The organism is Agromyces sp. CF514 (genome assembly GCF_900113185.1).
Lineage (GTDB): Bacteria > Actinomycetota > Actinomycetes > Actinomycetales > Microbacteriaceae > Agromyces.
Genome location: NZ_FOZD01000002.1, coordinates 322,216 through 341,336 on the forward strand (window position 1 = coordinate 322,216; position 19,121 = coordinate 341,336).

20 protein-coding genes are annotated in these 19,121 nt (G+C 71.5%); 13 read left to right on the plus strand and 7 right to left on the minus strand.

The window, feature by feature from the left end:
* Positions 1–978 (plus strand): diacylglycerol kinase, encoded by a 978-nt coding sequence (locus tag BM342_RS14325; RefSeq protein ID WP_092967354.1) that lies wholly within the window; start codon positions 1–3, stop codon positions 976–978.
* Positions 975–2,627, plus strand: coding sequence for a GMC oxidoreductase (locus tag BM342_RS14330; protein ID WP_092967356.1), 1,653 nt, complete (start codon positions 975–977; stop codon positions 2,625–2,627). Before BM342_RS14325 ends, BM342_RS14330 begins: the two co-directional genes overlap by 4 nt.
* 116 nt (positions 2,628–2,743) lie before the next feature.
* On the opposite strand, the gene BM342_RS14335 is transcribed toward BM342_RS14330, so the two are convergent.
* Positions 2,744–4,861 carry a PhoX family protein gene (locus tag BM342_RS14335; RefSeq protein WP_369823166.1) on the minus strand — a complete coding sequence of 706 codons (2,118 nt, stop codon included), beginning with the start codon at positions 4,859–4,861 and terminating at the stop codon, positions 2,744–2,746.
* 186 nt (positions 4,862–5,047) lie between these two features.
* On the minus strand, positions 5,048–5,914 hold the full coding sequence (locus BM342_RS14340) for an NAD-dependent epimerase/dehydratase family protein (RefSeq protein ID WP_092967358.1): 867 nt from the start codon (positions 5,912–5,914) through the stop codon (positions 5,048–5,050).
* A 211-nt stretch (positions 5,915–6,125) separates the two neighbouring features.
* On the opposite strand from BM342_RS14340, the gene BM342_RS14345 reads away from it, so the two are divergent.
* The 3 genes from BM342_RS14345 to BM342_RS14355 all read left to right on the plus strand — a co-directional run bounded on the left by BM342_RS14345 (position 6,126) and on the right by BM342_RS14355 (position 8,094).
* Positions 6,126–7,193: a fatty acid desaturase family protein gene (locus tag BM342_RS14345; protein ID WP_255368921.1), complete on the plus strand. Its 1,068-nt coding sequence runs from the start codon at positions 6,126–6,128 to the stop codon at positions 7,191–7,193.
* A gap of 104 nt (positions 7,194–7,297) precedes the next feature.
* The gene (locus tag BM342_RS14350; RefSeq protein WP_055862244.1) at positions 7,298–7,504 is read left to right on the plus strand and encodes a cold-shock protein; all 207 of its coding nucleotides are present in this window, start codon (positions 7,298–7,300) and stop codon (positions 7,502–7,504) included.
* A 239-nt stretch (positions 7,505–7,743) separates the two neighbouring features.
* Entirely contained in the window at positions 7,744–8,094 is a 351-nt protein-coding gene (locus BM342_RS14355; protein WP_092967362.1) for a TFIIB-type zinc ribbon-containing protein, read from the plus strand.
* Between the two features lie 283 nt (positions 8,095–8,377).
* Here BM342_RS14355 and BM342_RS14360 read toward each other — a convergent pair whose 3' ends face one another.
* The 3 genes from BM342_RS14360 to BM342_RS14370 form a co-directional block, all read right to left on the minus strand.
* On the minus strand, positions 8,378–9,085 hold the full coding sequence (locus tag BM342_RS14360) for a type 1 glutamine amidotransferase domain-containing protein (protein ID WP_092967364.1): 708 nt from the start codon (positions 9,083–9,085) through the stop codon (positions 8,378–8,380).
* Between the two features lie 81 nt (positions 9,086–9,166).
* Positions 9,167–10,012: an aldo/keto reductase gene (locus tag BM342_RS14365; protein WP_092967366.1), complete on the minus strand. Its 846-nt coding sequence runs from the start codon at positions 10,010–10,012 to the stop codon at positions 9,167–9,169.
* Between the two features lie 41 nt (positions 10,013–10,053).
* The gene (locus BM342_RS14370; RefSeq protein ID WP_092967368.1) at positions 10,054–11,286 is read right to left on the minus strand and encodes an MFS transporter; all 1,233 of its coding nucleotides are present in this window, start codon (positions 11,284–11,286) and stop codon (positions 10,054–10,056) included.
* A 199-nt stretch (positions 11,287–11,485) separates the two neighbouring features.
* Here BM342_RS14370 and BM342_RS14375 point away from each other — a divergent pair, with 199 nt between their 5' ends.
* Positions 11,486–11,944, plus strand: a complete 459-nt coding sequence (locus BM342_RS14375; RefSeq protein ID WP_092967370.1) for a MarR family winged helix-turn-helix transcriptional regulator — start codon at positions 11,486–11,488, stop codon at positions 11,942–11,944.
* A 38-nt stretch (positions 11,945–11,982) separates the two neighbouring features.
* Here BM342_RS14375 and BM342_RS14380 read toward each other — a convergent pair whose 3' ends face one another.
* Positions 11,983–12,396, minus strand: a complete 414-nt coding sequence (locus BM342_RS14380) for a VOC family protein (RefSeq protein WP_092967372.1) — start codon at positions 12,394–12,396, stop codon at positions 11,983–11,985.
* Between the two features lie 138 nt (positions 12,397–12,534).
* Here BM342_RS14380 and BM342_RS14385 point away from each other — a divergent pair, with 138 nt between their 5' ends.
* The 7 genes from BM342_RS14385 (at position 12,535) to BM342_RS14415 (ending at position 17,822) form a co-directional block, all read left to right on the plus strand.
* On the plus strand, positions 12,535–12,954 hold the full coding sequence (locus BM342_RS14385) for an ArsR/SmtB family transcription factor (RefSeq protein ID WP_369823167.1): 420 nt from the start codon (positions 12,535–12,537) through the stop codon (positions 12,952–12,954).
* A complete protein-coding gene (locus BM342_RS14390) occupies positions 12,951–13,433 on the plus strand; it encodes an SRPBCC family protein (RefSeq protein ID WP_092967376.1) in 483 nt (160 codons plus the stop codon). Before BM342_RS14385 ends, BM342_RS14390 begins: the two co-directional genes overlap by 4 nt.
* Before the next feature lie 68 nt (positions 13,434–13,501).
* Positions 13,502–13,942, plus strand: a complete 441-nt coding sequence (locus BM342_RS14395) for a VOC family protein (protein ID WP_092967378.1) — start codon at positions 13,502–13,504, stop codon at positions 13,940–13,942.
* A gap of 167 nt (positions 13,943–14,109) precedes the next feature.
* The gene (locus BM342_RS14400) at positions 14,110–15,015 is read left to right on the plus strand and encodes a PhzF family phenazine biosynthesis protein (RefSeq protein ID WP_092967380.1); all 906 of its coding nucleotides are present in this window, start codon (positions 14,110–14,112) and stop codon (positions 15,013–15,015) included.
* Positions 15,016–15,111: 96 nt separating this feature from the next.
* Positions 15,112–15,714: a hypothetical protein gene (locus tag BM342_RS14405; RefSeq protein ID WP_092967382.1), complete on the plus strand. Its 603-nt coding sequence runs from the start codon at positions 15,112–15,114 to the stop codon at positions 15,712–15,714.
* Between the two features lie 187 nt (positions 15,715–15,901).
* A complete protein-coding gene (locus BM342_RS14410; protein ID WP_092967384.1) occupies positions 15,902–16,891 on the plus strand; it encodes an aldo/keto reductase in 990 nt (329 codons plus the stop codon).
* A gap of 10 nt (positions 16,892–16,901) precedes the next feature.
* A complete protein-coding gene (locus BM342_RS14415; protein WP_092967386.1) occupies positions 16,902–17,822 on the plus strand; it encodes an AEC family transporter in 921 nt (306 codons plus the stop codon).
* 3 nt (positions 17,823–17,825) lie between these two features.
* On the opposite strand, the gene BM342_RS14420 is transcribed toward BM342_RS14415, so the two are convergent.
* Positions 17,826–19,094 (minus strand): MFS transporter, encoded by a 1,269-nt coding sequence (locus tag BM342_RS14420; protein WP_092967388.1) that lies wholly within the window; start codon positions 19,092–19,094, stop codon positions 17,826–17,828.
* Positions 19,095–19,121: the final 27 nt, after the last annotated feature.

Genomic DNA, 19,121 nt, shown 5'->3' on the forward strand with positions numbered 1-19,121 from the left:
GTGGGCGGGCACATCGTCGTGCTCGTGAACCCGAGCTCGGGCCGAGGCCGCGGCGCCGAGGCGGCGCGGCGCGCGGTGCACCGCCTCGGCGAGATCGCCGGGAGTGCCCGGGTGCACGTGCTCGCGGGCGACTCGGTCGACGACACGCGGCGCCTCGCCCGGGAAGCCGTCGCGACGGATCCCCGCGCGCTCGTGATCGTGGGCGGCGACGGCACGCTCTCGTCGGTGCTCGACGCCGTCGTGGGAACGGGAGTGCCCATCGCACTCGTGCCCGCGGGCACCGGCAACGACCTCGCCCGTGCGCTCGGCCTGCCGTTCGAGGGCGACGAGGCCGCAGCAGCCGCGGCCGAGCTCGCGCTGCTCGGCACGGCGCGGGCGATCGACGTGGGCGAGGTGGAGTCGGATGCCGGCCTCCGGCGGTTCCTCACCGTCGCCGCCCTCGGCTTCGACGCGCACGTGAGCGAACGCACGAATCGGCTGCGCTGGCCCCGCGGTCGAGCCCGCTACTACGTGGCACTGCTCGTCGAGCTCGTGCGCCTGCGCCCCATGCGCTTCGAGTTCGCCGTCGACGGCGGCACCCGGCGCGTCCTGCCCGGCACGCTCATCGCCGTCGGCAGCACGCGCAGCTACGGTGGCGGCATGCCCGTGTGCCCCGCTGCCGAGCCCGACGACGGACTGCTCGACGTCACGCACGTCGGCCCCCTCGGGCGTGCGAAGCTCGTCCGCCTCTTCCCCCTGCTGCTCCGCGGCACGCACGTCGCACGCCCCGAGGTGACGACGACACGCGCTCGCTCGATCGAGGTCGACGCCCCAGGACTCGTCGTGTACGCCGACGGCGAGCGGGTCGGTGCCGGGAGGGCGAGCATCCGCGTCGTCCCCAGCGCCCTCTCCATGCTCGTGCCCGGCTCGAACGGCTCCGGGAACGCCGGGGCCGGTGTCGCCGTCGCCGCACAGGCGGGCCGCGAGGCATCCGAATGACCGCCCCCGCCTTCGACCACGACGTCGTCATCGTCGGCTCGGGCTTCGGCGGCTCGGTCGCGGCCCTCCGACTCGCGACCAAGGGCTACGGCGTGCACGTCTACGAGGCCGGGCGCCGCTTCGCCGACGACGACTTCGCGAAGACCAGCTGGAACCTGCGCCGCTACCTCTGGGCGCCGGCGATCGGATGCTTCGGGGTGCAGCGCATCCACCGGCTGCCGCACGTGATGATCCTCGCCGGGGCGGGCGTCGGCGGCGGGTCCCTGAACTACGCGAACACGCTCTACGAACCCGGCCCGGCGTTCTTCTCGGACCCGCAGTGGGGCGGGCTCGCCGAATGGCAGACCGAGCTCGCGCCGCACTACGCGACCGCGAAGCGCATGCTCGGCGTCGTGCCCGAGTATCCGCATCGCGGACCCGTCGAGCGGATCATGCAGGGCGCCGCCGACGACCTCGGGGTCGGCGACACGTTCCGGCGCGCGCCCGTCGGCGTGTACTTCGGCAAGCCGGGCGAGACCGTGCCCGACCCGTTCTTCGGCGGAGACGGCCCAGACCGCACGGGCTGCACGCTCTGCGGCAACTGCATGGTCGGCTGCCGCGTCGGCGCGAAGAACACGCTCGCGAAGAACTACCTGCCGCTCGCCGAGCGGCTCGGCGCGACCATCGAGCCGTTGCGCACCGTGACCGAGGTGCGCGCCATCGACGGCGGCGGCTTCGCCGTGACGAGCGTGCGCACCGGCGCGAGGCTGCGCCGCGACCGCCGCACCGTCACCGCCGAGCAGGTCGTGCTGGCCGCGGGCACCTGGGGTACCCAGCAACTCCTGCACCGCATGAAGGACTCGGGCGCCCTTCCCGGACTCTCCGACGCGCTCGGCCGGCTCACGCGCACGAACTCCGAGGCGCTCGACGGCGCGGTCGCCGTCTCGGTGCCCGAGTCGCTCGGCCTCGCGAGCGGCGTGGCCATCACCACCTCGTTCCACGTCGACGAGCGAACGCATGTCGAGAACGTGCGCTACGGTCCCGGGTCCAACCTCATGGGCGCGCTCGCGACCGGACTCGTGCCGGGCGGGCGGCCGCTGCTCGCCCGGCTCGGCGCGCTGATCGGCGGTGCGCTGCGGCATCCGATCTCGACCCTTCGACTGAGCTCGCTCAGGCGCTGGAGCGAACGCGGCATCATCGCGCTCGTCATGCAGACGGCCGACAACTCGCTGACGCTCTCGCTGCGGCGACGGCTCGGCCGTCGGGTGCTCACGAGCGCGCAGGGCGAGGGCGATCCGAACCCGAGCCACCTCCCCGGTGCGCACCTGGCGGCGCAGGCGATCGCGGCGCGCATGCAGGCGGCGGGCGGCGTGCCGGCGTCGGCGCGCGGGTCGTGGCCCGAGGTCTTCGGCATCCCGCTGACGGCGCACTTCCTGGGCGGGGCGGTCGTGTCGGGCTCACCCGAGCACGGCGTCGTCGACCCGTTCCACCGGGTCTGGGGTCACCCGGGGCTGCACGTCGTCGACGGGGCCGCCGTGCCTGCGAACCCCGGCGTGAACCCGTCGCTCACCATCACGGCGATGGCCGAGCGGGCGCTCTCGTACTGGCCGCGTCGCGCCGCGGTCGACGAGCGGCCGACGCAGGCCGAGCTCGTGCACCCGGTCGCCTGACCCGAGCGGATGTCTCGCGCGACGCGGGTCGTGATGCGAACGGGCCCCTCCGACGGTTCGCCGTCCGAGGGGCCCGTTCGCGGTGCTCGCCCGCTGTGCGCCCGCGGTGCTCCCGTCTAGCCCTTCCAGACCTGCACGACCGCCGGACGAGGCCCGCCCCACGCGCCGTTCGCGACCGAGCCGGGCGCGACGTAGTCGGGGAACATCGAGCGCTGCGCCGCCCACGTGCCGTTCTCGCCCGGGTGCTGCACGGCGACGTAGACCATGTTCTGCTGGTCGCGGATCACCGGGCCGCAGGTCTCGGCCTCGGCCGGCACCGAGAGGAACTGCTGCACGCGTCCGCGCTCCGGCCCTTCGAGCGGCACCTTGAACAGGCCGTCGCCGTACGCGATCGTGCTCGGCGCGCCGTCCGTCGAGATCCAGAGGTTGCCCTCGGAATCGAACGCGACGTTGTCGGGGCACGAGATCGGCGAGACCCGCTCGGGCGGGAAGCCCGCGAAGTAGGTGTTCGGGTTCTTCACCGGGTCGCCGCAGAGCAGCAGGATGCTCCAGCCGAAGGTCGTCGCGGTCGCATCGTTGCCGGTCTCGGTGATCTCGATGATGTGCCCGTCGCGGTTGACGTTGCGGGGGTTCACCTCGGTCGCGGTCTCGTTGGCGCCCGTGCCGCGCGACGTGTTGTTCGTGCATGCGACGTAGATCCGCCCGGTCTTGGGGTTGGGCTCCACGTCTTCGCAGCGGTCCATCTTGGTCGCGCCGACGGCGTCTGCCGCGAGGCGCGTGTTGATGAGCACCTCTTCGGCCGTGAACCCGGCGACCTGGCTCACGCCGTCGATCACGAGGGGGACCCACGTACCGGTGCCGTCGAACGCGCCGTCGGAGGGCAGGGCGCCGGTGCCGGTGATCTCGGCCACGGGGGAGTCGCCGGTGAACTTCGCGACGTAGAGGCTGCCGGCGGTGAGCAGCGTCTTGTTGTGCTTGCGCGCGCCGCCGCCGATGCCCTTCTTGAACTTGTCCTTCGACACGAACTTGTACAGGTAGTCGAAGCGCTCGTCGTCGCCCATGTATGCGGCGACGTGCCCGGTGCGGCCCACGATGACGTTCGCGCCCTCGTGCTTGAAGCGGCCGAGCGCGGTGTGCTTCACGGGCGGGTCGTTCGGGGCGAGCGGGTCGACCTCGACGATCCAGCCGAAGCGGTTCGGCTCGTTGCGGTAGCCCGGGTTGGCGACGGCGTCGAAGCGGGGGTCGACGTTCCGCCATCCGCGGGAATCGCCGCTGCCGCCGACGCCGTAGCGCTTCTCGGCGGGCGTGGTGCCGGGGCTCACGAAGTACTGGTTGAAGTTCTCCTCGCCCGAGAGCACCGTGCCCCACGGGGTCGTGCCCCCGGCGCAGTTGCCGAGCGTGCCCAGCGCGGTGCGGCCGGTGGGGTCGTCCTGGGTCTGCAGCAGCGCGTGGCCGGCGGCGGGCCCCGAGAACGTGAACGGGGTGTGCGCCGTGATGCGCCGGTTGAGGGGCGCACCCACGAGGTACTTCCACGGACCGCTGCGTCGGGTGCGGTACAGCTGCACGACGGCCATGCCGTGCGCGGCCTGGCCGATCCGGCGCTGCTCGTCGAGCGCTGCGGCGTCGGCGGCGGGCGGGAACATGATGTTCTCGTTCGTGTACTCCTGATTGGCCACGAGCACGGCGGTGAGTCCGAGCGGCCCCTCGATGATGTCGAGGTAGTCGTTGTTGTAGCCGAACTGGCGCTCCTGCAGCGCAGCGGTCTGCGCGTTCGGGTCGAAGCGGTCGTTCTTCGAGAAGAGCGGGTCGCCCCAGCGGATGATCGGCGACCACTTGTATCCGACCGGCACGGTGAAGGCGTCGACGGATGCCGCGACGGGGGCGATCGGCGCGAACGGCAGTGTCCGGCCGATCTTCGTCCCGAGCGTGGCCGCGGAGGCCGAGGGCGCATCGCCGCCGACGGAGGAGCCGATGACGATCGCCGCGGCCGCGGCGACACCGCCGCCGAGCAGCGCGCGACGGCTGAGCCCGGCGCTCGCGATGTCGCGGAAGTACTCGTTCGAGCTCGTGTTGGGCACCGGGTGGAAGCAGGCGTCGCCGCACTTGAGGTGGCAGGTCACGGCGCTGCGCTTGCCGAACGTGTGCCCGTCCATGGGCAGCAGCGGCAGCATGGGACGGGCGGCAGGCGACACGCGGTCTTCGCGGCTGGTCGCAGGCTCGTGGATCAGGGTCATCGTCGAGTCCTCTCGTGGGCGCGCCTCGGATCCGGCGCGCATCGCCACGATGTCAGCGGGCACGATCACCTGTGCGGCCTGCGAGTGACCGTTCGATGAACCTCTCCTGAACCCGAGCCGGATGCGGTCGGACGGCGGGCACCCGAGCGCGGGCCGAACCCGGGCCCGCAGGGCGTCGCCGTCGGGTCAGCGCCCGCCGGCGGCATCCGCTTCGACGTGGTCCCGCCAGGAGTGTCGGGGCTCGAAGCCGAGCAGGCGTCGGGCCTTGTCGATCGAGAGCAGCGTGTCGTTGACGCCGAGGTCGCCGCGCAGTTCGACGCCGGGGAACACCTCGGCGACGAGCTCGGCGTTCGGCCGCGACATCACGGTGTCGGCCGCGGCGATGACGAACCGGTCGAAGCCGGGCCGGGCGGCGGCCAGTGCGCGGCTCACGGCCTGCGCGCCGTCGCGGGCGTCGATGTAGCCCCAGAGGTTCCACTTGCGCAGCGTCGCGTCGGCGTCGAAGGCGGGGAACGCGGCGTAGTCGTCGGGGTCCATGACGTTCGAGAAGCGCAGCGCCGTGATCGACAGCTCTGGGTTCCATCGCACGAGCTCGATCGCCATGGTCTCCTCGAGGTGCTTCACGAGGGAGTAGGTCGACTCGGGTCGCGCGGGGTACTCCTCGTCGACAGGGATGTACGGCGGCGGCACGTCGAACGGCAGGCCGAGCACGGTCTCGCTCGACGCCGTGACGATGCGCGTGATGCCGAGCCGCTTGGCCGCCTGGAGCACATTGAACGTGGCGAGCATGTTGTTGCGGAAGGTCGCGACGTCGCTCAGGAGACCGGGCGCCGGCACCGCCGCGAGATGCACGATGGCGTCGGCGCCGGTGTGCTGGTCGTCGACTCCCGCGATCGCGTCGATCACCTGGCCGTAGTCGGTCAGGTCGACGCGCACGAGCGTACCGCGCTCGCCCTGCTGGTCGAGGTTGACGACCTCGTGACCCTCGTCGCGGAGTGTTGCGACGACCGTGCGGCCGAGTTTCCCGGATCCTCCGGTGACGATGATGCGCATCGGAACAGTCTTGCAGGCGAGGATCGGGCCGAAGATGGTACGCGATAGATTCCGCGTCGGGAATATGTCGACGTCGTATTCCCAGCCGGTTCACATGCGCAGGCCATAGCGTTCGACCCATCTTCAACGGGTGATCGCCCGTGACCCACGGCTGGGAAGTCGACGACCAGCTGGGACCCCCATCATCTCTCACGCCGATTCCCTCGGTGCGATTCGGGCCACCAAGCCTCGCACCGGCTCTGTTGACATCACCCGCAGCTTCACCGCCCTCTCCCGGGTCGTGCGCGAATCCGGGCTCCTGGCCCGCACGCGCTGGTTCTACGCCGCGCTCGTGACCACGCTCGCGCTCGCCCTCGGCGGCGTGATCACCGGGTTCATCCTGCTCGGCGACTCGTGGTTCCAGCTGCTCATGGCCGGTGCACTCGGCCTGATCCTCACGCAGTTCGCGTTCCTCGCGCACGAGGCCTCGCACCGGCAGGTGCTCGAGTCGGGGCCGGGCAACGACCGGGTCGGCCGCATCCTGGCAGCCGGCGTCGTCGGCATCAGCTACTCGTGGTGGATGACCAAGCACACGCGTCACCACGCGAACCCGAACAAGATCGGCAAGGACCCCGACATCGAGTGGGACACGATCTCGTTCACCGAGACCGATGCCGCGAAGCAGAAGGGCCTGCTCGCCGCGATCACGCGCAAGCAGGGCTACCTGTTCTTCCCGCTGCTGACGCTCGAGGGCCTCAACCTCCACATGCGCTCGATCGCGACCCTCATGGAGCGCCGCCCGGTCAAGGGCCGCTGGATCGAGCTCGGCCTCATCGCCGTGCACTTCATCGTCTACTTCGGCGCCCTGTTCTGGGTGCTGCCCCTCGGCATGGCGTTCGCCTTCATCGGCGTGCAGATGGCCGTGTTCGGCGTCTACATGGGCGCCTCGTTCGCGCCGAACCACAAGGGCATGGCGCTCATCCCCGCCGACACGAAGCTCGATTTCTTCTCGAAGCAGGTGCTCACCTCGCGCAACATCTCGGGCGGGCTGTGGGCGAGTGCCCTGCTGGGCGGGCTCAACTACCAGGTCGAGCACCACCTGTTCCCGAACATGCCTCGCCCCCACCTCGCGAAGGCCCGCGAGATCGTGCGCGAGCACTGCGCGACGCTCGACGTGCCCTACACCGAGACCACGCTCGTGCAGTCGTACGGCATCGTGATCCGGTACCTCAACCAGGTCGGCCTCTCGGCCCGCGACCCATTCGACTGCCCGATGGTGAACCAATTCCGTCGGGTCTGACGACCCAGAACCTCCGGTCGCGGATTTCGCGACCGGAACACGCACGGCCAGGCCGTGCACACCGCGCCCACCACGGTGGGGCGGAATGAATGAAGGAATACAACATGGCTACCGGAACCGTCAAGTGGTTCAACGCCGACAAGGGCTTCGGCTTCATCGCTCCCGACGACGGCACCGCCGATGTCTTCGCGCACTTCAGCGCGATCGCATCCGACGGCTACCGCTCGCTCGACGAGAACCAGAAGGTCGAATTCGACACCGCCCGCGGCCCCAAGGGCCCGCAGGCAGAGAACATCCGCGTCATCGCGTAGTTCTCCGACACCCTGATCGGCGCCCCGCGCCGGTCGACGAGCGGATGTCACGGTCGCCCGCCTCCTCGAGGGGCGTGCGCCGAGGCATCCGCTCGTCCTGTTCCGGGCCTGAGATCGCCGCACGCGGCCGATTGCGCGCACGGGCAGCCTGCCGCGGCGATGCCGGGTCAAGGCGTCTTCGGAGCTTGGCTGCCTAGGCTCGCCCCGAGACCCCTTGCAACCCCGAACGAGGAGCCCCCATGCACTGCCCCAACGACGGAGCCGTGCTCGTGATGAGCGAGCGCAGCGGCATCGAGATCGACTACTGCCCGACCTGCCGCGGCGTGTGGCTCGACCGCGGAGAACTCGACAAGATCATCGAGCGGTCGTCGACCGAGTTCGGGCGGCCCGCCGCCGTTGCGCCGCCCGCGGTTGCGCCGACACCGCCCCCGGCCGCGGCGGTCGCACCGCCCGCCGCCGCACCCACGCAACCGGGCTACCAGTACGGCCAGCAGTCGTACGACTCGCGCGTCTACGACACCCGCGGCTACGGCGATCAGGGCTCCCGCAAGAAGAAGAAGGACAACTGGCTCTCCGACCTCTTCGACTGAGGAGCCGGCCGGTCGCGGTCGACCAGACGAACGGATGCCGCGGCGCGGCGCTCATGACGAGCGCGGCGCCGCGGCATCCGTCGTCTCCGGTGCAGTGTGTTCGCGCTCCTCAGCGACCGGTGCCGGTAGACCGACAACGACGTCGGCGTGCACGTGTACGTGGACGAGCGACGCCGGGTCGGGCGAACGGCCGCGGGTCAGGACGATCGCGTGGATCGCGTCCTGAGGTGCGGCCGTTCGCCTGAGTCCGGTGCCCCCGCGATGCCGCGCGGATGGACCGACGTCAGCCGCGCGCCGCGAGCGCGTCGAGCACGCGGCGGGCGACCGAGGCGCTGGACTGCGGGTTCTGGCCGGTGATGAGGTTGCCGTCGACGACGACGTGGTCGCTCCAGGGGGCGCCCGAGTCGACGACCGCGCCGCGTTCGCGCAGGCGGCTCTCGACCCACCACGGCGTGTTCTCGCCCGTGCCGCCGGTGCGCTCCTCCTCGTCGGTGAAGACCGTGAGGCGGCGGCCGGCGAACGCGAACGAGCCGTCGGCGAGGTTCGCCGAGAGCAGCGCGGCGGGTCCGTGGCAGAACGGCGCGATGATCGCGCCGGCCTCGTTCGCGGCCACGAGCACGCGCCCGGTGTCGGGGTCGAACGCGAGGTCGCTCATCGGGCCGTGACCGCCGGGCAGCACGATCGCGGCGTAGTCGGCCGCATCGAGGTCGGCGACGGCACGCGGCGCCGCGAGCTCGTGCGAGATCGCCTCGAGGTAGTCGGCGAACTCGCGGGCTCGCTCCTCGCCGCCGGTCTGCGACGGGTCGAGGCTGCCGGGGTCGACGGTGGGCGCGACGCCGCCGGGCGTGGCGACGGTCACGGTGTGGCCGGCGGCGACGAGGTCGCGATGGGCGGTGACGAGTTCCTCGGCCCAGAACCCGGTGGGGTGCTCGCTGCCGTCCTTCATGGTGAGGCTCGTGGCGGCGGTGACGATCATCAGGATGTCGCTCATGCGTGTTTCCGTTCGGTGCGGGTGTTCAGTCGGTGTGGGTGTTCAGTCGGTGCGGGTGCAGCGGGTCGGTCGCGGTGCCGGTCAGGCCGCGTGGAACTCGGCGGGATGCGGCCCGATGCGTCCGCCGGAGTCGAGGGCGTCGATCGCGAGCAGTTCGTCGGCGCTCAGTTCGAAGCCGAAGACGTCGAAGTTCTCGGCGATGCGGGCTGGGGTGACCGACTTCGGGATCACGATGCGCCCCTGCTGGAGGTGCCAGCGCAGCACGACCTGTGCGGGGGTGCGGTCGTGCCGACCGGCGATCTCGACGACGGATGCCTGGCCGAGCACGGCGCCCTGCGCGAGCGGGCTCCACGCCTCGGTCGCGAGGCCGTGGCGCTCGTCGGCGGCGATGACGGCGCGGTTGGACATCGCGGGGTGCAGCTCGACCTGGTTCACCGCCGGAACGACGCTGCCCGAGTCGATGAGGCGTTCGAGGTGCTCGGGCTCGAAGTTCGAGACGCCGATCGCCCTCGTGCGGCCATCGGCGAGCAGCCGCTCGAGGGCCCGCCACGTGTCGAGGTAGCGGCCGCGGTCGGGCGTCGGCCAGTGGATCAGGTAGAGGTCGAGCTGCTCGAGCCCGAGCTTCGCGGCGCTCGCGTCGAACGCGCGGAGCGTCTCGTCGTAGCCCTGGTCGGAGTTCCACACCTTCGTCGTGACGAACAGCTCGTCCCGGGCGATGCCCGACTCGGCGAGGGCGCGGCCGACGCCGGCCTCGTTGCCGTAGACGGCGGCCGTGTCGATGCTGCGGTAGCCGACCTCGAGCGCGGTGGCGACGGCCGCGGCGGTCTCGTCGTCGGGCACCTGGAAGACGCCGAAGCCGAGCTGCGGCATCCGCACGCCGTTGTTCAGGGTGATGGTGGGCACGGTGTCGGTGGGAGCGATGGTCATCTGGGTCCTTTCGGGATCCGGTCGGTGGTGGCGGTTCGGGTTCAGGCGGCGGATGTCGCGACGGAGCCGGTCGCGGTCGTGGCCCGCGCCGCGGCATCCGCTCGCTCGGAGACCGGTGCGCCGGACCGGGCCGAGGCCCATGCGACGACCATGACGACGAGCGCGGCCGCGGTGATGATCGCGCCGACCCAGATGGGCGACGTGTAGCCGAGGCCGGCCGAGATGGCGAGGCCGCCGGCGAATGCGCCGAGGGCGTTGCCGAGGTTGAACGCGGCGATGTTCGCGCCCGAGGCGAGGGTGGGCGCGCCCTCGGCGTACCGCATGACGCGGCTCTGCAGGGCGGGCACGGTGCCGAAGCCGAATCCGCCCATGAGCACGAGCAGCACGACGACGGCGATCGGGAACGCGGCGAGCCACGCGAGCAGGGCGAGCACGACGACGAGCGTCGCGATGAAGCCGAGCAGGGTGCCGTCGATCGAGCGGTCGGCGAGGCGGCCGCCGATCCAGTTGCCGACGACGAGCCCGGCGCCGAAGAGCACGAGCAGCCAGGGCACGTCGGAGGCGGCGAACCCGCTGACCTCGGTGAGCGTGTAGGCGATGTAAGTGAAGGCGCCGAACATGCCGCCGAAGCCGAGCACCGTCACGGTGAGCGAGAGCCAGACCTGGCCGGAGCGGAACGCCCCCAGCTCGCGGCGGAGGCTCGGGGCTTCGCCGTCGCCATCCGCAGTGCGAGTGACCGGCACGAGCACCGCGATGCCGATGAGCGCGACGACGCCGATCGCCGAGATGACCCAGAACGTCGAGCGCCAGCCGTACTGCTGCCCGAGGAAGGTGCCGAACGGCACGCCGAGCACGTTCGCGGCGGTGAGACCGGTGAACATGATCGCGATGGCGCCCGCGCGCTTGGCGGGAGCGACGAGGTCGGCGGCGAGCACCGCGCCGATGCCGAAGAAGGCCCCGTGGCAGAGTGCGGCGACGATGCGCCCGGCGAGCATGGCCTCGTAGGTCGGTGCCAGCGCCGAGATGGCGTTGCCGGCGATGAAGAGCCCGAGCAGGCCCATGAGCACGGGCTTGCGGGGGAGCCGGGTGACGGCTGCGGTCAGGCCGATGGCGCCGACCGCGACGGCCAGGGCGTAGCCCGAGATGAACCAGCCGGCCGCGGCCTCGGTGACGGCGTAGTCGGCGGCGAGGTCGGGCAGCAGGCCCATGATGACGAATTCGGTCAGGCCGATGCCGAACGCCCCGATCGCGAGGGCGAGCAGTCCGAGTGGCATGCGAGGTTCTCCTGTACACTGGGGGAAGTAGTTGCAAGCGCCGACTATTGCGAACGCAGGGTCAATAGTTGCACACGCAATTACCTAGCGCAAGCAACTACTTTTCCGGCGCGCGTCGTCGTGACCGATCGGGCCCCGTCGAATCGGGCCCGAAGTCAGGCCGAACGAGGCGCCGGAGACCGCGAGATCAGGAGACGACATGGGCATCGCCGACGACGCCGTCGAGGTGCGCGCGCACGGCTGGCGCACCCTGGCTGCGCTGCACGGACTGATCGAGAGCGAGCTCGAGCGCGCGCTCTCGGCATCCGTCGACCTCTCAGTCGTCGAGTACACCGTGCTCGACGCCCTGAGCCGCCAGGACGGCTGGCACATGCGCATGCAGCAGCTCGCCCGCGCGACCGCGCTCAGCCCCAGTGCGACCACCCGGCTCGTGAATCGCCTCGAAGACCGGGCGCTCCTCACGCGCGTGCTCTGCGCCGACGACCGTCGCGGCATCTACACCGAGCTCACGCACGCCGGCCGTGCGCTCTACGACCGGGCGCGGCCGATCCACGATGAGACGCTCGAACGCGTGCTCGCCGAGGCCCAGGGGCAACCCGAACTCGCGCCCGTCGTCGAGGCGCTCCACGCGGTCGCGCTGCCGGTCGCTGCAGGCTGACGCCGCCCGCGAGCTGACGTCGCCCGCGAGGCGGCCGGCTACGCCGCGGTGCCGGAGATGTTGACGAGCCAGCTTGCGCCGAAGCGGTCGACGAGCATGCCGAACGCGTCGCCCCAGGGCGCGACCTCGAGCGGCTGGACCACGGTGCCGCCCTCGGCGAGGCCGTCCCAGTAGCCGCGGATCGTCGCGTCGTCATCGCCCGAGATCGACACCGAGACGCCCGAGATGCCCTGGTAGTCCATGTGCGCCGGCACGTCGGCGGCCATGATCGTGAGTCCGGGGCCGTCGATCTGCCCGTGCATGACGAGGTCGGCTTCGGCGGGATCCTCCGAGGCCTGGTAGTCGGCGAACGTGCTGATGTTCAGCGTGCCCCCGAAGATCGCGTGGTAGAACTCGAGCGCCTCGCGGGCGGTGCCGCGGAAGTTCAGGTACGGGTTGAGCGTGATCGGCATGGCGTCCTCCGGGTCGTCGTCGGTCGTGGTCCACCCTCGATTCTGCTCCGGAAGCCATGACGATGCGAGGAATTCTCGAAGAACCCTTGACCCCTTGACGTTCGCGGCGTACCTTGTAATCAATCAAATGGTTGATCAATGAATTGGTTGGTTACGATGCTCCTCGATCCGAATGCCGATGACCGGCTCGACCGGGCCTTCATGGCCCTGGCCGACCCGGTGCGCCGCGGCATCATCGCGAGGCTCAGCCGTGGCCCGGCGACGGTCAACGAGCTCGCCGAGCCGTTCCAGATCACCAAGCAGGCCGTGTCCAAGCACATCCAGGTCCTCGAACAGGCGGGCCTCGTCACGCGAACGCGCGACGCGCAACGCCGACCCGTGCACCTCGCGCCTGCGCAGCTCGAAGCACTCACCGCGTGGATCGACCGGTTCCGGCTGATCCACGAGCAGCAGTTCCGTTCACTCGATGCGCTGCTCGCCACCGACCGCGGCACGGACGCCGCACCACTCGAGGCCGACCACGAGAGCGGCCCCGCACGCAAGGCAGAGAGATCATGACCACGACCACCAACTCCGTCACCATCACGGCCCCCGAGGGCCTGCCGTTCATCGACATCGAGCGCGAGTTCGACGCTCCCGTGAGCGCGGTGTTCAACGCGCACCGCGACCCCGAGCTCGTCAAGCAGTGGCTCGGACCGAACGGCTACGACATGCAGATCGAGCGCTGGGAGTTCGTGCCGAAGGGCGGCTACCGCTACCTGCACGTCGACCCCGCCGGCGAGGCCTACGCCTTCAACGGCACCTTCCACACCGTGCGCGAGAACGAGTTCGCGATCCAGACCTTCGAGTACGAGGGGTTCCCCGACGTCGTCGCCGTCGAGTCGATCGCGTTCGAAGACCTCGGCGACGGTCGCACGCTCCTGCGCATCCACTCGACCTACCCCACCCTCGAGGCCCGCGACGGCATGATCGCCTCGAACATGGAGCTCGGCGTGCGCGAGGGCTTCGAGCGGCTCGAGGCCCTGCTCGTCGACTGAGCCGCCGCGGCACCTGCCACCGGCATCCGCCACCGAATCCGCAGACTGCACATCGCAAGGAGCACATCATGGACTGGACCCTCGAAGTCGTCATCGTGCCGGTCGCCGACCTCGACCGCTCGATCGCCTTCTACCGCGACCAGGTCGGGTTCGACCTCGACCACGACACCACCAACGAGCACATGCACGTCGCACAGCTCACCCCGCGCGGCTCCGGCTGCTCGATCGTCATCGGCAGCCTGCCGTCGCAGAACGAGATGGCGCCGGGCTCGCTGCACGGACTGCAACTCGTGGTCGCCGATGCCGAGGCGGCCCGCGCCGAGCTGCTCGAACGCGGCGTCGACGTCGGCGAGATCATGGTGTTCAGCGAGCAGGACGGCGGCACGTTCTTCGGGTTCGCCGACCCCGACGGCAACACCTGGGCCGTGCAGCAGATCAAGGCCAGGGCCGAGCGGCCGCTCATCCCGGTCGAGGCGCGGCAGCGGTTCGGCGCCGAGCAGGAGGTCTGACCCGCCCCGCGGGCGACCGCCGACGCGAGCGAGCGGATGCCGCGGCGCGAGCCCTTCGCAGAGGGGCCGCCCGCGGCATCCGCTCGTCCCTGCGCGCCCGCCTGCCCGCGCCCGCCTGCCGCGCTCGCCTGCTCACCGTCGCCCCGGTCGCGTGCGACGATCGAGGGATGACCGAGTCGCCCGAGATCCTGCGCTACGCCGCGTTCACCGACCGCCCGACCGGCGGCAACCCGGCGGGCGTCGTGCTCGACGCGTCGGGCCTCGACGACGAGCAGATGCAGCGGATCGCCGCCGAGGTCGACTTCGCCGAGACCGCCTTCGTCACGGGGCGCGACGGCGACGACTACCTGCTCAGGTACTTCTCGCCGATCGCCGAGGTGCCGTTCTGCGGGCACGCGACGGTCGCGACGGCCGTGGCGATCGCCGAGCGCTCGGCGCCAGGACCCCTGCGGTTCCGGACGCCGGTCGGGCCGATCGAGATCGTCACGACGCCGGGCGATGCCGGCGGCGCCGGCGATGCGGGCGGCGGCATCATCGCAGCCTTCACGAGCGTCGGCACCGACCTCGCCGAGTTCGACCCGCTCGTGCTCGAGCGCGTGCTCGGGCTGCTCGGCCTCGGAGCGGCTGCGCTCTCCGCCGCGCTGCCGCCGCGGCTCGCGTTCGCCGGCAACTGGCATCCGGTGCTCGTGGTCGACGATGCCGAGACGTTCGACGGATTCACCTTCGACGCGGGGGCCGTGCGCGCCTTCATGGACGAGCAGGGGTGGCCGGCGACGATCACGGTGCTGCACCCGATCGAGTCGGATGCCGCGGAGCCCCGCCGCTTCGAGGCGCGCAACCTCTTCCCGGTCGGCCGCATCACGGAGGATCCGGCGACGGGGTCCGCCGCCGCCGCGGTCGGAGGCTACCTGCGGGCGATCGGCGTGGTCGAGGCACCTGTGCGGGTGGTCATCGAGCAGGGGCGGCACGTGGGCCGTCCCGGAGAACTCACCGTGGACATCCCCGTCACGGGCGGCATCACGGTGAGCGGCGGCGCGACCCTGATCCCGACCCGCGCGGACCTGCGCGGCTGACCGCTCGAGACGCATTCGCCCGATCGGGGTCACATCCGTTCGGGGGCATTGCGCCGAGCCGTCAGGGCGACGATCATGAACCGGGGGGATGACTGCATGGGACGACAAGCGCGAGCGACCTGGATCGGCGACGACGGGCTCGCCGCCGTCACGCTCCACCTCGAATCGGGTGGGCTCCAGGTCTCCGGCGAGCGCCGGGCGCGCCTTCCGCGCGCGGCCCTAACGCAGGTGCAGGCGACCGACGGGGTCGTCTCGTTCGTCGCGCAGGGCGACACGTATCGCTTCCGGCTGGGCGCCGCGGCGTCGGCGTGGGCCGCAGCGCTGACGACACCGCCGCCCACGCTCGCCGAGAAGCTCGGCGTCGCCGCGGGGCGCACCATCGCGGTGCACGGCGAGTTACCTGTCGCCGAGCTCGAAGACGCCCTGGCCGAGGCGACGCGCGTTCCGCCCTTCGAGGCCGAGCTCGTGGTCGTGGTCGTGCGCGACCAGCACGAGCTCGCGTCGCTGCCCGTGTGGTTCCGCGAGTGCGGCGTCGCCGCGCCCGTCTGGGTCGTGCACGGCAAGGGCCGGCTCACCACGGCGCCCGGCGACACGGCCGTGCGCAGCGCCCTCCGCGAGAGCGGGTGGCGCGACACCAAGGTCAGTGCGATCGCCGACACGTGGTCGGCCACGCGCTTCCATCCGGCCAAGGCGTCCTGAGGGGCGAACGGGGGCGAACGGGCCGTTCCCGTGCCGTCACCGCAGAGGCGTCTGCTTCGACGGCCGAGCGGATGCCGCGGGGCGGCGTAGGCTCGGAACGCGGCCCGGTCACAGTCGCTCGACGGCGGGCCGCGGCATCCGTCATCGCACCGTGCGCACCCGCGTCACCGCAACCCTGGAGGATCTCATGCAGCGTCGAACCCTCGGACGCACCGGCCGCCCGGTCTCGGTGATCGGCCTCGGCACCTGGCAGCTCGGCGCCGACTGGGGCGACGTCGACGAGGCCGACGCGCTCGCGGTGCTCGATGCCGCGCACGGCGCGGGCGTCACGTTCTTCGACACGGCCGACGTGTACGGCGACGGCCGCAGCGAGACCCTCATCGGCACGTGGCTGCGCGCCAACCCAGACTCCGGCGTCACCGTCGCGACGAAGATGGGCCGCCGCCTGCCGCAGGAGCACGCGAACTACTCGCCGGAGCACTTCCGCGCGTGGGTCGACCGCTCGCGCGCGAACCTGGGGGTCGACACGCTCGACCTGGTGCAGCTGCACTGCCCGCCCACGTCGGTCTACGGCGACGACGCGGTGTTCGACGCGCTCGACGCGCTCGTGGCCGACGGCTCGATCGCCGCCTACGGCGTGAGCGTCGAGCGGGTCGACGAGGCGCTCACCGCGATCGCCCGCCCCGACGTGGCGACCGTGCAGATCATCCTCAACGCGTTCCGACTGAAGCCGCTCGACGCCGTGCTGCCCGCCGCCGTCGAGGCCGGCGTCGGCATCATCGCGCGCGTGCCGCTCGCGAGCGGACTGCTCTCGGGGCGTTACACGAAGGACACCGTGTTCGCCGCGAACGACCACCGCACCTTCAACCGGCACGGGGAGTCGTTCGACGTGGGCGAGACGTTCTCGGGAGTGGACTACGAGACCGGCGTCGCCGCCGCGGCCGAGTTCACCGAGCTCGCGAAGGCGGCCGCTCCCGATGCCACCGCGGCCCAGGTCGCGCTCGCGTGGATCGCCGCGCAGCCGGGCGTCAGCTCGGTGATCCCCGGTGCGCGCAACGTCGACCAGGCGCGCGCGAACGCGGCCGCCGGCTCGCTCGAGCTCCCCGCGTCGTTCGGCGACTCGGTGCGCGAGCTCTACGACCGCCGCATCCGCGCTCAGGTGCACGCGCGCTGGTGAGCCGTCCCGCGTGATCGGCATCTTCACCGGCTTCGCGGTCATCGCCCTCGCGGTCTTCGTCGGATGGCTCGCCGGGCGCCTCGGCGTGCTCGGCCCGAGCGCGCGCCCGGTGCTCGCGCAGCTGAACTTCAACGTGCTCGCGCCGTTCCTGCTGTTCTCGGTGCTCGCGACGGCCGACGTGAAGTCGTTGTTCTCGGTGCTGCTGCCGGTGTCGGCCATCGTCGCGGTCGCGATCATGGCCGTGTTCGCGATCGTGTCGCTCTTCGTCTGGCGGCGGGGCGCGGCGCGCACGGTCATCGGCTCGCTCGCCTCCGGCTACGTCAACGGCAACAACTTCGGCATCCCGATCGCGGTCTACATGCTGGGGAACGCCGCGTACTCGGCGCCCATCGTGCTGCTGCAGCTGCTCGTGTTCGTGCCGATCGCCCTCTCGGTGCTCGGGGCGAGCGTCGAGGGCCGCACCTCGGTCGGGATGATCGTCCGGACGACGTTCGGCAACCCGATCATCATCGGATCCCTGCTCGGCCTGCTCGTCGCGATCTCGGGCATCGAGCTGCCGCCCGTCGTGCTCGACCCGATCGAGCTCATCGGGCATGCGGCCGTGCCACTCATGCTCATCGCGTACGGGCTGTCACTGCACGGGCAGCGCCTGCTCGAGCCGGGCACGGGTCGCCGCGACGTGCTGCTCGCCTCGGCGCTGAAGCTCGTGGCCATGCCGCTCGCCGCGTGGGCGCTCGGCCGCTTCGTCTTCGGGCTCGACGGCATCGACCTCTACGCGGTCACGGTGCTCGCGGCCCTGCCGACGGCGCAGAACGTGTTCGTCTTCGCGCAGCGGTACGACACGGCCGAGATCGTCGCGCGCGACACCGTGTTCATCACGACGATCGGGTCGGTCCCGGTGCTGCTCGCGGTGGCGCTGCTGCTCGGCTGAGGCTCAGTCCGCTGAGGCTCGGTCGACGGAGGCCGGCGTCGCGGCCGGCGCCTCGTCGCTCACCGGCACCGGTCGTCGACGCGCCTGCGAGGCGACCGAGAAGCTCACGACGGCGACGGCCGCGACCACCAGGATCGCGTGGCGCGCGCCGACCTCGCTCGCGAGCAGCCCGAGCAGCGGGGGAGCGGCGAGCGACGAGACCGTCGAGAACGACGTGACGACGGCCACGCGAGGGCCGGCGTGCACCGGGTCGTCGGATGCCGCGGAGATCGCGATCGGGTTGCCGAGCGCCGCGCCGCAGCCCCAGAGCAGCACGCCGATCCACGCCGTCGCGAGGCTCGGCGAGAAGACGAAGAGCAGCACGCCCGAGAACGTCGCGAGCCCCGAGACGCGCAGGACCGCGACCCGGCCGAAGCGGTCGATGAGCGGCGTGCCGAGAAAGCGGAACACGGTCATCGCGGCCACGAACGTGCCGTAGGCGAGCGCACCCGCAGCCTCGGCGGTCGCGAAGCCGTCGACGACCGCGAGCGAGAGCCACGTCGTCGCGGTGCCCTCGGCGAGCGAGGCCGCGAGCAGCACGACGCCGAGCAGCAGGGTGCGCGGCTCGCGCCAGGCGCCGAGCGCCTGCCTCATCGCCCCGCGGCGGTGCGCGGCCGTCGCGTCGTGCGAGATCGAGCCGGTCTCGGTCGTGATCGGCACGTGCAGCGTGAGCGCGGTGGCGGGCCGGTACAGGGCGAGGCGTGCGACCGTCACGGCCGTCAGCACCACGAGGATCTGCACGGTGATCGACACGTGCAGGGCCGCGAAGCCGGCCCCGACGAGGGCGCCGAGCGCCGCGCCGATCGAGAAGCACGCGTGGAAGTGCGGCAGGATCGCCTTGCCGATGCGGCGTTCGACCTCGGCGGCGTTCGTGTTGATGGGCACGTTGACGAGCGAACCGCAGAAGCCGTTGACGAACGCCCCCGCGATGAAGAACCGCACGTCGCCCGTCGCGGTCGCGAAGGCGATCGAGCCGAAGCCGACGACGTTGCCGATCGTGCCGGCGAGCAGCGCTCGACGGCTGCCGAACCTCGCCACGACCACGCCGATCGTGAGTGCGCCGGTGAGCGACCCGAGGCCGCCGACCACGAGGAGCCCGCCGAGCTGGGCCGCATTCACGTCGAGCGCTTCGCGGATCGAGGGCATGCGACTGAGCCAGGACGACATGACGAGCCCGAACAGCGCGAACTGCACCAGCAGCGACCAGCGGGCGGCCCGCACTTCGTTCGACATGGTAAAGAATCCTGCCAGTAATTCGGA